The organism is Sanyastnella coralliicola (genome assembly GCF_030845195.1).
Lineage (GTDB): Bacteria > Bacteroidota > Bacteroidia > Flavobacteriales_D > Sanyastnellaceae > Sanyastnella > Sanyastnella coralliicola.
The window spans coordinates 3,006,453-3,022,450 of sequence record NZ_CP132543.1 but is presented as its reverse complement, the minus strand read 5'-3'; the positions used below and the strand labels follow the sequence as shown (position 1 = coordinate 3,022,450).

Below are 15,998 nucleotides of genomic sequence, written 5' to 3'. Positions count from 1 at the left end.
GCAGGCTTAATTGCCTGCCGTCTTTTCCTGAGATTCGATTTGGTGCGGGTGGAGGGACTCGAACCCCCACGCCTCGCGGCACTAGATCCTAAGTCTAGCGTGTCTACCAATTTCACCACACCCGCATTAATTCCCACGAATTTGGGGCTGCAAAGATATGTTATTCTCTTTATTCCTTGCAAGCTTTCTGAAAGAAAAGGTCATTTTTTCTTTTTCGCTAGCGCGGAATTGGGGAAATCGTTGAAAACCAAATGATTCTACAAGAGAAGCGCGGGTTACTTTCTCACCTTTACTTCACTGCAGCAATGGGTGAGATTCTCTAGTCTGCTTACCTCTCCGTTATCAATGCGATCCCAGAATTCCAGCATGTTTCCATTCTCGTCGATCTTCCAGCCATATTCATAGGTCTCGAAGCCCTTGAGATCAACCGTTCTGAATTCTTTCCAGTTGCAGCTACCGCAGCCCGGAACGGCAAATTCCAGTTTGAGGTGCTTCACCTTATCGTCACGATAGCGGAGCTTGTTGCGCGAGATGCGCACGTCATACTCTCGTCCTTTACCTACCGTTGCGCCAATATGGTCTTCATCATCTGTGGCGTTGATCTTGAAGCTAAACTCTTGCGTTACCGGCAGTTTGCGTTCAGTGTACAATGGCGGATTGAGTCCGTCATCATAGGTAGGTAGATCAGGGTTGCTATTCCAGTAGTCGTTTTCATTACGGTCAATGTTGTGTTCACCGTAGCGAATCGTCTCCTTTTTCTCTTCTTCCATAGAAACCATGAGCGGGGTTTCTTTTATCTCCGGTTCCTGATAAGTTGGTTCCGTTGGTGGGGTGGCAGAGGAGAGTGGCTGCGCCTGGATCGGTGTAATAGGATCAACAGTAGCAACGCGGTTTACAGCAGGGGTGAGTTCGGGCTCTACAGCACCAATCTCGTTGTGTTGTGATGGAAGCAACAACAATGCTGCTGCTCCCAGGATCAATCCGATCATCATCTTAAATTTTAATGTGTGATACCATGAATTGGATCCTGCAGGAATGCCCGGGGTGGCCAAATACCCTTGTACTTGCTCTAACGAAACTTCTGGCGGAAGCTTCCGGACATGTTGGAACAAAGGGTCTATGTCGACTTGCATCTTAATTCGTTTTTATGATAAACTTCCCAACCCGATCAGGATAGCCAGTGAGGCGGTCACCTGTTCAAGCGAACTCACCGGGGCGAGTTCTTCTTTCAACTTCTTGCGTGCACGGTGAAGACGAACTTTCACAGCGCTTTCGCTCGCATCTTGCATTTCTGCGATCTCTTTAATGGAGAACCCAACGATCTCAAACAATTCAATCGCTTCCCGCATATCATTCGGAAGCTTGCGCAATGATTGGTAGAGAATGTGGATGTCTGCAGCGATATCGGCAGAAGGAGCTACGCCTTTCAATCGTTCAAAGGCCTCTTCATCGTAGTAACCACGGAATTTCAATCTCCGTGCTTTGCTTGCCACGATATTCGAAGCCGTTCGCATCATAAAGGCGAGCAAGGCTTTTTTGTCTCGAATCGTTTCGAACTTCTCAAAGGCCACGAGGATCGTCTCTTGCACGAGATCATCAGTCTCAATCACGCCATAACTTCTAGCGCTACAAAACCGAACAAATCCATCATGCAAAGGCTCGTAAACCTTCATGAAGTCACTCTGTTTCGATGTGGTTGGTGTGCTCATCAAATACAAGGTCGCACAAAAAGGAGAAAGGTTACAACACAAAAAAAATTAAGTAGGTGGTGCGTGGTGCGTGGTGCGTGGTGCGTGGTTCGTGGAACGTTGATCGTGGAATGTGGAACGAGGAAGGCGGAACGCGGATTGCGGAACGCGGTGAATTTTGAATCATGAATTACGAATGCCCCAAATTCATTAATCACTATTTATAATTCATTATTTATTCTTCCTTGGTCTCTTGTCTACTTAACGGATGCGTGGACTCTCCTTCCATTTCGAGAGTCCTTAATGCATCCGTTTGTTGCCTTGGGGACGAACGGCAATGTGTTTTAGCCTATCTATAGAGAGACTGGCGCATGAAGCTGCGGTATTGTTCTTCTTTGAACTCTTTGAAGTCGGTCATTGCTTTGGCTGGGATGGTAGCCGGTTGCGGCAGTAGAAAGTTACCCTCAATAAAGTCGATTGGGCCTGCGCCAGCTCCACATATATGCGTGGCGACTGTTGGTTCAATGTAAACCACCGCACCAACGGAGATATGGGCGTTGTTTTCGTCCATTTTGAAATCTAATTGGTTGACAGCCTCCAAATCTGTTAACGTCTGCGTTAGCGAGACGTAGCCAACATAGCTCACTTCGACGATGATTGAATCTGCTTTGATTGCTTCTTCGGAGAGTTCAAAACGATAGTTTCCATCAAAATCAGTGACAGTTCCTAAGTTGAACTCACGGATAATGACATTAGCGAATGGCAATGGCTCGCCTGTTTCGTCGAACACACATCCGGTGATGACTTTGTTAGGGACAGCTTTTTGCTCATGGACTTTTACAGAGGTGAAATCAAGGTGAATGGCATTTTGCAATCCTTCTCCTCGACGATTCTCCCTCCGCATTCTCCGATTCTCCTTTCGTCTTTGCTTCTTACTCTTCCTTTTATTCTTTCTCTCGTTCTTCCGGTATTCCCGTGCACTCTTCCGGTCCATTTTCTCCGCTTCCAACGAAACGACACCCCCGTAACTTGAAGGTGGTTTTGGTGGTACCCCTGCTAAACTTGTGCGGTTATATTCTGAATTGGTGACAATGACCGCTTCAGATATTTCAACCAAACGTTTCATGTGAATCATGAAGCGCGCATGTTTCACGTTCTCTTCGGTCAAGATGATTTCCGGACTCATCAGTCCAGGGGCATGGGTCCACAATACATCGCCAATGAGGTCTTTGGATATCTTTTCTGTATGCAAGACAAACTCACCCATGGCGTTGGTCACCGCCTTCACGTTGCGGTTACTCTTCAGCCAAATGTGCGCTCCTTCCACCGGCTCTCCTTTGTCGTTATGGATTCGTCCGACCAGTGTGGTGCACTCTTGCTTGACTTCTGCGCTATCCGAAGCACAGTGATTCAAGAGATCAAAATCCCCGAGTCCTTGATCACCACGTAACTGCGCGCCTAAGGCCAGGAAGATAGAGGTCATGATAAATCCCTTCTTCAGGTCGTACGAAATCGGCCGACGAAAACGCGCAATGTCTCTGAACTGATCATCGGTAAACGCACCACAGAAATGATCTCCGTGCTTCAGTCGCATAGCATAGATCTCATCCCAACTTTTATCAGTCACATCTACCACTGGTGTTTGACAACTGGTGCAATGGCGACCGAAACTTCCTTCCTTCATATCTGCGAAGGATTCTGGGCATTTGAGGTGGTTGATTTCGGGATTCATCTGTGGTTGGTTGGTGGTTCGTAGTGCGTGGTTCGTGGGGTTTGTTGATTAGATGCACTTGGTTGATGAATTCCATAAAAGTGGATCGCGGATTGCGGAACGTGGAATGGAATAGGTTTGAACCACGAACCACGAACCACGAACTACGCACCACACGTAAGCACCTAGTTATCGATTCTTGTTTATCGATATGTCGATTTCCACAGGAAGAACTTATCTTCGTGAACGATGAAAAACGCCCTAGCCTTAACCCTTGTTTTTTGTCTGTTCAATGTGATGTCTTTCGCACAGAGCAGTGGTGAGCCCCTTGAGTACGGTGCACGTGCACAGGGAATGGGAAATGCTACGGTGACCATGGATGGAACGTGGTCTCTATTCCATAACCAAGCGGGTATTGCGCGTATGGAATCTATTGGTGGTGGGGCCTTTTATCAATCGAGATTTTCACTTCAAGAATTGAGTACTGCCGGTTTCGGTGCGGCCATTCCAGCGGCAGGTGGCGTGTTCGGGCTATCATACGTACGATACGGTTATACGGCTTATCGTGAGCAGCGAGTGGGATTGGCTTATGCGAGAACCTTGGGGGAGAAGCTGGATGTTGGCGTCCAGTTTGATTACATCGGAATCTTTCTTGGAGGGAGCTATGGGAGTTCTTCTTCATTCACATTTCAAGGAGGAGCGATCTACCAAGCTTCTGAGAAAATTGAAATCGCTTTCCACGTGTTTAACCCTGTGCGTGCTGCATTGGCTGAGTTTAATGATGAACGTTTGCCGGTGGTGTTGCGAGCAGGAGCGAGTTACCTTTTCTCAGAAAGGGTGGCTATTCGTGGAGAGGTGAGAAAGCACATCGATTACGATCCGTCGTTGGCGATTGGGTTGGAGTACGAGCTGATTGAAAATCTCTTCCTCCGAGGTGGAGTTTCAGGGGCACCATCTCGATTCGCATTCGGAGCAGGCTACCGTCTTGGAGCATTGCAACTCGATATCTCGGCTGGTTATAATGAGGTGTTAGGATATTCTCCTCAGCTATCTTTCACTTATCATGGGAAATAGCATGATTAGTCCGCCTCAGGCGGATAGCGTGATTAGTGCGCCTTTGGCGCTTAGTATGATCAGGTTGATTTTCCTGCTTTTGTTTTTTGGTGTGAGCGTTTCCGCGTTAGCGCAACAAGACGACCCTTTGGTAAGACAGCGCATGATCGAACAGCGCATCGAAGCCATCGTTGAAGGACTGGATGAAGAAGTAGAACTTGACTACACCACCCTCTTTGATGTCTTAGATTACTACCTCGAACGTCCCTTGAATTTGAATAAGGCAACGGCAGCTGATCTGCGTCAATTGTACTTGTTGACGGATGTGCAGATCAATAACCTTGAGCTACACATTGCTAAGAATGGTCCACTTCGTGAGATCTATGAATTGCAGGCGATTGATGGTTGGGATCAAACAACGATTTACCTTTTGCTTCCTTTCATTAAAGTAGACGCGCCGCTAGATTTTCAGCGTTGGACTATCAAGGACGTTTTGGAAGAAGGAAGCCATGATTTATTCCTTCGTTACACACGCGTGCTGGAAGAACAAGAGGGCTTCGCGCCCATCAGCGAAGAAGAACTAGCTGAGAATCCGAACCGCCGATTCTTAGGTTCACCTGATAAACTCTATGCGCGCTATCGATTCCGTTACCGTAACAACCTCAGTATTGGTTTCACCGCGGAGAAGGATGCTGGGGAGGAGTTCTTCCAAGGAACGCAGAAGAACGGCTTCGATTTCTACAGTGCACATGCCTACTACGAAGACAAAGGATGGCTGCGAAAAGCAGTGGTCGGTGACTATCAAGCACAATTCGGACAAGGGCTTACGCTGTGGTCAGGTCTTGGATTTGGTAAGTCACCATTCATAGCTTCAGCGAAGCGTTCCCCGCTAGGGATTAGACCTTATACCGCAGTAGACGAAAACCTCTTTTTCCGCGGTAGCGCAGTCACACTAGGCGCAGGCAAATTTGAACTGACGCTCTTATACAGCGATAAGAAGATTGATGCCAACATCGTTTCGATTGCGGATACCTCTGATACTGGTCTAGATCAGCAGGTGAGTGTGAGCTCGTTTCAGTTGAGTGGTTTTCATCGCACCAACGCCGAGCTGTTCGATAAAGACGCGATTCGCGAACGCCATATTGGAGGAAATTTAGCTTACAAGAGTCGTAAGCTCTCCGTTGGGTTGACTGCCATGCGTTCGCAGTGGGATGCGAATTTGGAGCGGAATCTTCAACTCTACAATCAATTTGAGTTTAGCGATAACGAGAATCTTGTTGCCGGTGTCGATTACAACTTGGTGCTGCGCAACATGAACTTCTTCGGTGAAGCTAGCATGAGCCAGAACGGAGGAGTGGGATTCGTGAATGGAGTGTTGATTGCGCTTGATCCGAAGCTCTCTATTGTGGCCTTGCATCGTCACTTTGACCGCGATTTTCAAAGCTTGTATGCCAACGCTTTCGCGGAACGAAGCAGACCGATTAACGAACAAGGTCTCTACCTAGGAATGGAGTTCACCCCAGCAAGAAAATGGAAGGTCTCAGGTTACGCCGATCACTTTAGATCGCAATGGTTGAGTTTCTTGGTAGATGCACCATCATCCGGACATGAATACCTACTACAATTAACGCATAAGCCTAGTCGGAAAAGTGAGTTTTATGTCCGTTGGCGAAAGCGAAACAAAGACCGCAACAACATCATCGATTCTCCGATTGATCAGCCGGTTCCTTGGGAACAACATTTCTTCCGCGTGCACGCAGCATATCAGGTGCATGAGAATGTGAAATTGAAGACGCGAGTTGAATTCACGCGCTATCAATTGGAAGGAAATCCGGCCGAGAATGGATTCTTATTGTATCAAGATATCGTCTTCCGAAAGGTGATGTTCCCGGCCAACCTGACCTTGCGTTATGCATTGTTCGATACTGATTCTTACAATGCGCGTTTGTACGCCTATGAGAACGACGTACTCTACTTCTTCAGCATTCCTGCCTATTTCAACAGGGGCTCGCGATTCTACGCGATTAGTAAAATCCGCATTAAGAAAGGCGTGGAGCTCTGGTTGCGCTATGCGCAGTGGTTGTACACAGACCGCGATGTCATCAATAGCGGACTGAACGAAATCAACGGGAATACGAAGAGTGAATTCCGAGCACAGTTGCGCCTGCGCTTCTAGTGCTTCGATTTTCTATTTTTGCAGGAATACAACGAAAATTACGATGGCAAATACATCTGAATTCCGCAACGGATTGTGCATTAAGCACAACGGCGATCTATGGGTAGTAGTAGAATTTCTACACGTTAAACCAGGAAAAGGAGCGGCGTTCGTCCGCACGAAATTGAAGAACCTCAACAACGGAAAAGTGGTTGACAACACCTTCAACGCGAGTGCGAAGATCGAACCGGTGCGAATCGAAACACGTAATTACCAGTACCTCTACAACGATGAAATGGGTTACCACTTCATGAACAATGAGACATACGAGCAAGTGCAGATTGCGAAGCACCAAATCAACGCTCCTCAGTTCTTGAAAGACGGTTTGATCTGTCAGGTAATGTTCCACGCAGAAGAGGAGTCAGTGCTTTCTTGTGATCTACCTTCACACATTGAAACGGAGATTACATACACAGAGCCTGGAATCAAAGGAGATACTGCAACAAACACATTAAAGCCGGCTACTACTGATACAGGTGTTGAGGTACGCGTGCCTTTGTTTGTTGACACTGGTGATTGGATCAAAGTGGATACGCGCACAGGTGAGTACACCGAGCGCGTGAAAAAGTAAGCATGCAATTTCCCGAAGCAATTCGTCTTGAGGAGCTGGCTCAGCTACTTGGGCTTTCCTTTCTCGGTGATCCTGATCATCAAGTCACAGGCTTGAATGAAATTCACCGCGTAGAAAAGGGAGACTTGGTCTTTGTAGACCATCCGAAGTATTACGACAAAGCCTTGGAATGCGCCGCAACTACCGTGCTCATCAATAAGGAGGTGGAAGTGCCTGAAGGAAAGGGGTTGCTGATCTCAGACGACCCTTTCCGTGACTACAACAAGCTCGCACGTCATTATCGTCCGAACAACTTCTCTACTGACCTTCGCGGTAAGCAACAAGCCATCGCTGCTTCTGCGCAGATTCATAGCACGGCTGTGATTGGAGAACGTGTTGTGATTGGCGAACGAACGGTGATTGGAGCAGGGGTAGTCATTAGCAACGATGTCGTTATCGGAGACGATTGCATCATCCATGCAAATACCGTCATCGGGGGTGATGCATTTTACTACAAGCGTCGTCCAGAAGGATATGACAAGATGCACACCTGCGGTGGAGTAGAGCTCGGAGACAAGGTTGAAATTGGTGCGCTATGTACCATTGACCGAGGCGTTTCAGCTGTGACCCGCGTAGGAAGTGGTTCAAAACTCGATAATCAAGTACACATCGGTCATGATACCTTGGTAGGACAGCATTGTCTGTTCGCCGCTCAGGTGGGAATTGCTGGATGTGTTCAGATAGAGGATGAGGTAACACTTTGGGGACAAGTAGGAGTACCTAGCGATCTTACGATAGGCAAGGGTGCGGTTGTTCTCGGACAGAGTGGAGTAACCAAAGACCTCGAAGGCGGAGTGACCTATTTTGGTAGTCCGGCGGAGGAAGCTCGCCACAAATTCAGAGAGTTGGCGATGATCAGAAAGATCCCTGAACTCGTGAAGAAATTGCGCTAACTTCGGTGCAGTACTATGGCTGAAAAAAGCAGATCGCGAAATAAGCGACTTCAATTAAAAGATTTCAAGGTAGACGCGTTGTTGGAGATCACACACACGATCAACAGCAACTGCACGGTTGATGTATTGCTCGACCTTTATCGTCGTATCCTAGAGAAAGATCTTGGCATTGAGAAATTGGTGCTCTATGCGCATCAAGGCAAGTGGCATGCAATTCTGCAATTCGGTGTCGAAGGTGATCCACCTGATGTAGAAGATACCGCAGCATTTCAGTCGACCAGTGGAATGACATTCGGATTGGCCCGTGGAGGAACGGAGTCGTTTGATGTCGTGATTCCCGTGACCAACGATGATATTCCTATTGCTTACATCTTGGTAGGAGATAAGGAAGAAGACAAGGTGGGGACCAGTCCGGTCATCAAGCACATGAAGTTCATTCAGACCATTACCAATGTGGTCTTGGTTGCGATTCAGAACAAGCGTTTGGCTGAGGAAAACCTGCGTCAAGCGCGAATCAGCAAGGAGTTAGAGCTCGCGGCAGAAATGCAGAGTTTGTTGGTGCCTAATAGTTTGCCTCAAGACGAGCACTTCGATGTGTCTGCGGTGTACAAACCTCACCAGCAGGTGGGAGGAGATTATTACGACTTCATTGAATTGAAAGATGGTCGTGTGATGTTCTGTACCGCTGATGTGTCTGGAAAAGGAGTGAGTGCAGCCTTTTTGATGTCGAACTTCCAGGCCTACCTCATGGCCATTTTCAAGTACATGGATCTTGGCTTGCAAGAGGTCGTTCACAACCTGAATGAGCGTGTGATGTCGAGCGCCATGGGCGAGAAGTACATTACTCTGTTTATCGGGACCTTCGATCGTACGACCCGCAAGTTGAATTACATCAATTGTGGTCATAACCCACCTGTGTTGATCCACCCGAACGGACAAGCAGAACAGCTTTCGCTGGGATCTATTGGATTGGGGATGTTCGAAGAGATTCCGCGCATTCAAGAGGGACAGTTAACTCTAGATCCCGGTTCGATGGTGATCTGTTACACAGATGGCTTGGTAGAGCAAGAAAACAGTGCGCAAGAAGAGTTCGGAATTGAGCGTTTGACCACTTTAGGTCGTGAGCATATCAACGCTAACGCGGAATTGGTGAACGTCCATATTTTGAAGTCTTTCAATGACTTCCGCGGTGATGAGCCGTTTGTAGATGACACGGCTTTGTTGACGTGTAAGTTTCTTTGATTAGACCTGTAGATTTATCAATCTTATTGAACCCCAGTAATTAGCACCGGTGTAAAAACGGTTGTAGTTTAAATGGAAACTACAGCTATGAAGAGACTTCTATTCATTTTCCTATTGTCGTACCCCATTGTTTTATCTGCGCAACGCGCTATGCCGGTGTTGCCGGAGGGTGCAGATATTAATCAAATAGATCACGGGCCACATGTCAATAACTCGCTAGGTTCTTTCGATTTAGAAGAAGTTGATGGTGACCTTTGGTTAGCCACTAGATGGACATCCTATCAGGGAATATATTCATCACTTTGGGTATGGGACGGAGTGGATTATGCGCCTCTTGACTGCCCATTTACAACGGATACAGAGTCGACTTCCCGGGTTTATAAGATTATTGAGGAGCAAGATGTTATTTACCTCATTGGGAGGTTCAATGGCTCAGGAGAGGTGCTCCAGCGATTGAACGGAGATTGGATTGATTTGGACGCGAATACCGATGACCGATTACTCGACGCCGTCTTGTTTAATGGAGAATTATTCGTCGTGGGTAGGTTTGATGTGTTTAATGGTGTCGAAGGCAACTATGTATACAAATACGATGGAGAAGCATGGGTTCCGGTTGGAGATCAACTCATCGATGATTCTGTAGAACACATTGAGGTTTTCCAAGACGAACTCTATATCACAATGAGCTTTGGAGCAGAGAGCCAAGTGATGAAGCTCGTAGAAGAGGAATGGGTTCCCATAGGTACAGGACTTTCTGATGGTGTCGAAGGATTGGAGGTCTACAACGGAAACCTGGTCGTTTGCGGTCAGTTTATGTCGAATGGAGACGGAACAACCGAACTCAATGGGACGGCAATTGTCACGGATGATGGTTTTCAACCTTTCCTTGGTGACACAGGTCTTGCTCCAAATTGGGGGCGAATGATTCAAGTTGGGGATCAGCTCATTTTAAGTTCACATGAAGAAAGTGAAGGGAGCATCATTGTCTCGGGTGAAAGCATCGAAGACTTTATGCCAATGAGTATCCAAAGTGCTCAGATTTTCGAAGGACGGCTTTTCTTCTCAGGATACCACCAGTCTGAAACGGATTTGGGATATCGATCGACCTTGTATGTTCATGATCCTCATCGCGCTGCCACGTTGCGATTAGACAATGGTGTTTTAAGTCCATACCTGAGTTTCCAATCAGCTCACTTTCAGAAATTTTGGAGTTTGGCGGGTTATGAGACTTTAGTGAATAATGGTCTTGCATTCGAAAATCCGGTGTCTACGATTTTCTCCAGCGGTTTGTGGTATGGAGGGCTGAACGAAGATGAATTGTTCTTGTGTGCATCCAAGTTTATCAATATCGATGGTGAGGATGATATAAAGGTCTCGTACGGGCCTATTTCAGACAGCTATGATGTAGAGTATTTAGAGCGATACTTTGGCATTTGGTCAGTAACTCAAGAAGAAATTGAGTATCACATTCAACACGTGAATGACAATGGATATCAGCCACTTGGAGCTATAATGTCATACCCGGGTAACGGACGTGTTGAATTCGGAGAATCTGAGCACTTACTGCCTTTCGTTGATGTAGATAGTGATGGATGGTATGAGCCGATGGATGGCGATTATCCGTTAATTCGTGGTGATCAAAGTGTCTTCTTAATTCATAGCGACCAGCGATTCGGCAACGCCGATGAAAAAGCCGGAATAGAGTTGATTACGGAATTTTACTCTTTTGATTCTGAAGACCCGAATGTAGCATACACCACTTTTGTGAACACAGAGTTCAGGAACATGTCAGGTCGTGACTATGAGGATTTTACCATTGGTATTTTCAACGATCATGATATTGGAACACCGGTAGATGATTTTGTAGGCACATCCCCAGAAGGTAATTATGTCTATGGATACAATGGAGATCCTAACGATGAACCTTCTACCTCTTCACCTGGCTATGGAAATGAAGTGCCTGCTCAGGCGACTGCTTTCCTAAGTCAGGACCTACATAAATCCTTGTATTATAACAATGGTGGTAACCCAATTAACGGTGATCCTAGCACTGCTCTAGATTACTTTCAATACTTGAACGGAATCTGGAAAAACGGCCAGCAGTTGCTCTTTGGAGGTGATGGAGCTTATGAGGTATCAGGAGCAGATCCTGACAATCCCACAGATTTTATGTTTCCTGATTTCCCATGGGAGGCCGAATCAGATGATTGGAACGAGATTACTGCTGGAAACCCTCCAGCAGACCGGCGAATTCTTGGCTCTATAGCCCCATTTGACTTCGCTAATGGTGAGACGTTCTGCCTTGATTACGCCTATGTCACTGCTTTCCCTGAGACAGATGAGCAATGGAACGAAATCATGGTTCTTGATGAACGAGTTGACGCTGTGAACCAATTCTTTGATGCGCAGAATTTCAACTGTGAGTGGCTTCAGAACCCGTTGAATGTGGAATCTGCTGAGATAACGGTCATGGAGGTTTCGCTCTATCCAAACCCTACTTCAGGTCAGTTGACTATCGCTAGCGCGGAAGCGGTGAACAGCAGTTTTATCATGTACGATCTATCTGGAAGGGTGGTGTTGCAAGGGCAACTTCAAAACGGAAGGGCGACATTCGATGCTTCGGCTTACGAACAAGGTGTTTATCTTGTAAGGGTAGATGGGCGTTCGAACGCCCAAAGAGTTATCATCTCCAAGAGTCAACCATGAGCAAACACGTTGCGGTTTTATGTGCTGTTCTCCTAATGTCTTCTCTTTCAATTGCCCAGCGCGCTGTTCCTTTGATTCCTCTTGGTTCCGACATAAATCAAGAGGAGTATGGTCCCGGATACTCCAGAATTAGAGATCTAGAAGTAGTTGATGAAGATATCTGGATAGCAGGACGGTTTTCAGGGTCTTATCAAGGCAATGAAGCTTCTCTTTGGAGATGGAATGGATATGAATACCTACCCATTGATTGTCCCTTTACCTTGAACATTCCGGGTTCGGATCGAACCAACGAAATACTCCCAGTTGGTGATGAAGTATATGTGTGTGGTCGGTTCAACGAATCAGGTGATGTACTTCATTTCGACGGAAATTCTTGGCAAGACCTGGGTGCGGATACAGATCTTCACGTCTTCGATATGATCTTATTCGACGATATTCTTCATGTCGTAGGTAACTTCAACACCTTCAATGGGATGGAGGGAAATGCCGTTTATCGGTGGATCAACGAAGAATGGGAGCAGGTGGGTAGTCCCTGTGACAGTGTTTTGTACAGCATCGAAGTCTTCAATGGAGAACTATACGTAGGTGGGGCATTCACGAATATGGGAGAGGCGGTAAATAATATCGCCAAACTCCAAGACTCTGATTGGGTGGCAGTAGGGAATGGATTAGACAATACCGTAAGCGATTTAAGGCAGTTTCAATATGAATTGTACGCGGTGGGAGATTTCATGCTCAACCTCAGTACGCTAGATTCGTTATTCGGGATTGCACAATTGATAGACGGAAATTTCGAAGCTATTTTCAACGATTATAGTCAGCTTTCTAGTCGGTCTAAAATAGATGTGGCAGGAGGTAAAATGTACGTTGTTGCGGACTTGAATATCGACGTTAGTCATATTTTTGACGGAGAGGAATGGGAGCGATTTGAAGACTTCCAATTGACGAATGTCGTAGAGAAAGATGGCGTTACCTATTTCGGCGGAGTTGGGAACAATGACTACGACTTCATGAGATATCGTTCGCTCTTATATCGGCACGATCCGCATCGTGAAATAGCCACACGATTATCAAATGAAACGATTTCGGCGCGAGCCAATTACTCACCCATCTTATTTGAAAAATCTTACGGAGAAGACCCCAGTTGGAATTCATGGGATCCGGAACAGTCAGTATTAGATCCTTTCTTTTTGATGTATTCTTCTGCCTTGTGGTATGGAGGAATAGCTGAAGAAGAGACTTATGTCGGAGCATCCATCTATTTAGAATTATCTGATTCTAGCGATGTTCGCGTTTCTTATGGCCCCAAATCAGACAGCTACGATCGCGATTACCTTTGGAGATATTTTGGTGTTTGGTTGTTGTCGAAAGAAGAAATTGAATACCATCAGAACCACTATCAAGATGAGGGTTACTTTCCTTCCAACTCCATCCTAACCTATCCTGGCAACGGAAGAATTGAATTCAATGAATCAACCCATTTGCTTCCGTTTGAGGATGTCGACGGGGATGGGTGGTACGAACCGATGGATGGCGATTATCCTTTGATTCGAGGAGACCAAAGCGCGTTTAAGATAAGCAATGATGAGCGCTACGTTGAGGCCGGTCAGAACGCAGGTGTGGAAGTGATAACCGAGTTCTACTCTTTTGATTCCCCTGACCCCGATTTGCAACTGACCACCTTCGCGCACATGGAGTTGAGGAATATATCAGATCGGAATTACTCAGACTTCATTGTAGGTGTCATGAGCGACATTGAGATAGAATATGGTCCAAGTGATTATGTCGGAACCTCAGTTGAAAAGAGTTATTACTACGGTTATAATCAACAGGCAGAAGGTGATATTGTCCTCGCATTGGAAACCAGACATCCGGCACAAGGTGTTTGTTTTCTAAATAGTGACCTTCGGACTGCAATGAGATTTAATGGCAACTCTTCTGCAGCAAATGGGAGACCGAATACAAAAGAAGAATTCTACGGTTACCTCAATGGGGTATGGAAGAATGATCAACCGATATATTACGGAGGTAACGGTTTTGATGAAGGAGTCAATCAGGATGTAACTACAACGATCATGTATCCCAATTTCCCTTGGGAAAATGAACCTGGTGATTGGAGTGAGATTTCAGCTGGAAATAACCCAAGCGCCCTTCAGATGCTGGGAGCCATTGCTCCGTTTAATTTTGATGCGGGTTCAACTCTCTGCTTGGATGTTGCCTACGTCTCAGCATTTCCGGAAGAAGACGAACTCTGGAGCGAAATCATGAATCTCGATGAACGGGTAGGGGTTATCAGAGATTGGTTCGATATGCAGAGCTTTGATTGCGAATGGGAGCAAAATCCATTGAATGTTGAGACTGACGAAATCGAGTTCGAATCGTTTGAGGTTTACCCCAACCCTACTTCAGGTATGTTGACTATCGCTAGCGCGGAAGGGGTGAACAGTGCTTTCACTTTATTTGACTTGTCCGGACGACTTGTGTTGAATGGGCAGTTGGTGAATGGACAGAGTGTGATTGATGTTTCGGGGTTGGGAGATGGGGTTTATGTGTTGACATTGAGTGAGATGCAAGTGGCGAAACGTGTCGTGATCCAGAAATAAGAACTTCCAACACACTTTGCCCTGCGGGCCCTCCCTCCCCCACCTTCACTCCGGCCGAGGTCGAAGTTCGGGCGGTTCGGGGAACTTGTCAATAGCAACTTTATAGTCGCTGAACTAAACTTTGCCGCCGTAGCATAAGACGTTTCTTCGCCTACGACATCCCGAAGATGAACCCTTTATTTTGGCTTGTCAATGGTGTTTTTATAGACGTCGGACAAAACTTTACGAACGCACGTCGAGGGCGTCGCGGAGGCCGTTTCCAACCATCATAAAGCTCAATACGAGCAACATGATCATCACACCAGGGAGAATGGCCAAATAAGCCAAGTCAGTAGTGATCATACTATAGTGCTCCTTGATCATGTTCCCCCAGCTCGGTGTGGGAATTTGAGCACCGATACCCAAGAAGCTTAGACCTGCTTCAATCAGAATCGCACTGGCGAAATTCGCGGCGCTAATCACAATCACTGGTCCCCATGCATTGGGTAAGATGTGCTTTCGAATGATGCGCCAGTGACCATAGCCCAAAGCACGGGCTGCCTCTACGTATTCCTTCTCTCGGATGCTGAGGAATTGACCGCGTACAATACGTGCTACTTCAACCCACATGGTTAAACCCACAGCGATGAATACCTGCCAGAACCCTTTTCCAAAGGCCAAGGTGATGGCGATCACCATAAGCAGGGTAGGGATGCTCCAGATCACATTGATCAACCACGAAATCAGCGCGTCAATGCGACCTCCGAAATAACCAGCGAGGGCACCAAGTAAGACGCCAATGAGTAAGGAGATTAAGACCGCGATGAAACCGACACTTAATGAAATGGACGTGCCCGCCATTAAGCGACTTAATAAGTCTCTTCCATACTTGTCTGTTCCAAGAAGGAAGGTTTCTTCTACAAATTCAGCATCGGTAGGGATGGTTTGAACTTGTTCTTCGTTGAATGGGGTGAAGCCTTGTGCGTTGTACTCTGAAACCGGACGTTGAGCATAGTCTCTGGCGTATCCACCTTCCCAGAGGGATGTGAAGATGCCGGGGTTGTCGACGGTTTGTGGCGTGCGAAGCATAGTCACCGTGAATCCTGGTTTTTGACGTGAGATCGAGAGCTCTTGGCTGTTAGCGTCTGGGGTAGGGTCAGGACGTAAAAAAGGACCACCAATGGCGACAACAATCATCATGATGATGAAGACCGCTCCCGCTAGGGCGGGACGATTCTGCTTAAAGCGTTGCCATTTCTCCTTTCTTGGGTTCACGATTCGAAGGTAAGGGGTTCGTG

At 46.7% G+C, this 15,998-nt stretch carries 11 protein-coding genes and 1 tRNA gene; 7 read left to right on the top strand and 5 right to left on the bottom strand.

Features of this window, described 5'->3' with window-relative positions:
* Positions 1-40: 40 nt before the first annotated feature.
* The 4 genes from RA156_RS12655 to RA156_RS12640 form a co-directional block, all read right to left on the bottom strand.
* Positions 41-125 (bottom strand) — tRNA-Leu (locus RA156_RS12655).
* 150 nt (positions 126-275) lie between these two features.
* Positions 276-1,133, bottom strand: a complete 858-nt coding sequence (locus RA156_RS12650; RefSeq protein WP_306640544.1) for a hypothetical protein — start codon at positions 1,131-1,133, stop codon at positions 276-278.
* Between the two features lie 12 nt (positions 1,134-1,145).
* Positions 1,146-1,709 (bottom strand): RNA polymerase sigma factor, encoded by a 564-nt coding sequence (locus RA156_RS12645; RefSeq protein ID WP_306640542.1) that lies wholly within the window; start codon positions 1,707-1,709, stop codon positions 1,146-1,148.
* A gap of 328 nt (positions 1,710-2,037) precedes the next feature.
* A complete protein-coding gene (locus tag RA156_RS12640; protein ID WP_306640541.1) occupies positions 2,038-3,420 on the bottom strand; it encodes a carboxypeptidase-like regulatory domain-containing protein in 1,383 nt (460 codons plus the stop codon).
* 228 nt (positions 3,421-3,648) lie between these two features.
* Between RA156_RS12640 and RA156_RS12635 the strand changes: the two genes are divergently transcribed.
* The 7 genes from RA156_RS12635 (at position 3,649) to RA156_RS12605 (ending at position 14,721) form a co-directional block, all read left to right on the top strand.
* Entirely contained in the window at positions 3,649-4,473 is an 825-nt protein-coding gene (locus RA156_RS12635; RefSeq protein WP_306640539.1) for a PorV/PorQ family protein, read from the top strand.
* Positions 4,463-6,628 carry a helix-hairpin-helix domain-containing protein gene (locus RA156_RS12630; RefSeq protein WP_306640537.1) on the top strand — a complete coding sequence of 722 codons (2,166 nt, stop codon included), beginning with the start codon at positions 4,463-4,465 and terminating at the stop codon, positions 6,626-6,628. The genes RA156_RS12635 and RA156_RS12630 overlap by 11 nt, the downstream gene beginning before the upstream one ends.
* A 43-nt stretch (positions 6,629-6,671) precedes the next feature.
* Positions 6,672-7,238, top strand: a complete 567-nt coding sequence (gene efp, locus RA156_RS12625; protein WP_306640536.1) for an elongation factor P — start codon at positions 6,672-6,674, stop codon at positions 7,236-7,238.
* A gap of 2 nt (positions 7,239-7,240) precedes the next feature.
* The gene (locus RA156_RS12620) at positions 7,241-8,170 is read left to right on the top strand and encodes a UDP-3-O-(3-hydroxymyristoyl)glucosamine N-acyltransferase (RefSeq protein WP_306640534.1); all 930 of its coding nucleotides are present in this window, start codon (positions 7,241-7,243) and stop codon (positions 8,168-8,170) included.
* 15 nt (positions 8,171-8,185) lie between these two features.
* Positions 8,186-9,412: a PP2C family protein-serine/threonine phosphatase gene (locus tag RA156_RS12615; protein WP_306640533.1), complete on the top strand. Its 1,227-nt coding sequence runs from the start codon at positions 8,186-8,188 to the stop codon at positions 9,410-9,412.
* 87 nt (positions 9,413-9,499) lie between these two features.
* A complete protein-coding gene (locus RA156_RS12610; protein ID WP_306640532.1) occupies positions 9,500-12,118 on the top strand; it encodes a T9SS type A sorting domain-containing protein in 2,619 nt (872 codons plus the stop codon).
* A complete protein-coding gene (locus tag RA156_RS12605; protein ID WP_306640531.1) occupies positions 12,115-14,721 on the top strand; it encodes a T9SS type A sorting domain-containing protein in 2,607 nt (868 codons plus the stop codon). Before RA156_RS12610 ends, RA156_RS12605 begins: the two co-directional genes overlap by 4 nt.
* 222 nt (positions 14,722-14,943) lie before the next feature.
* Here RA156_RS12605 and RA156_RS12600 read toward each other — a convergent pair whose 3' ends face one another.
* The gene (locus RA156_RS12600; RefSeq protein WP_306640530.1) at positions 14,944-15,975 is read right to left on the bottom strand and encodes an ABC transporter permease; all 1,032 of its coding nucleotides are present in this window, start codon (positions 15,973-15,975) and stop codon (positions 14,944-14,946) included.
* Positions 15,976-15,998: the final 23 nt, after the last annotated feature.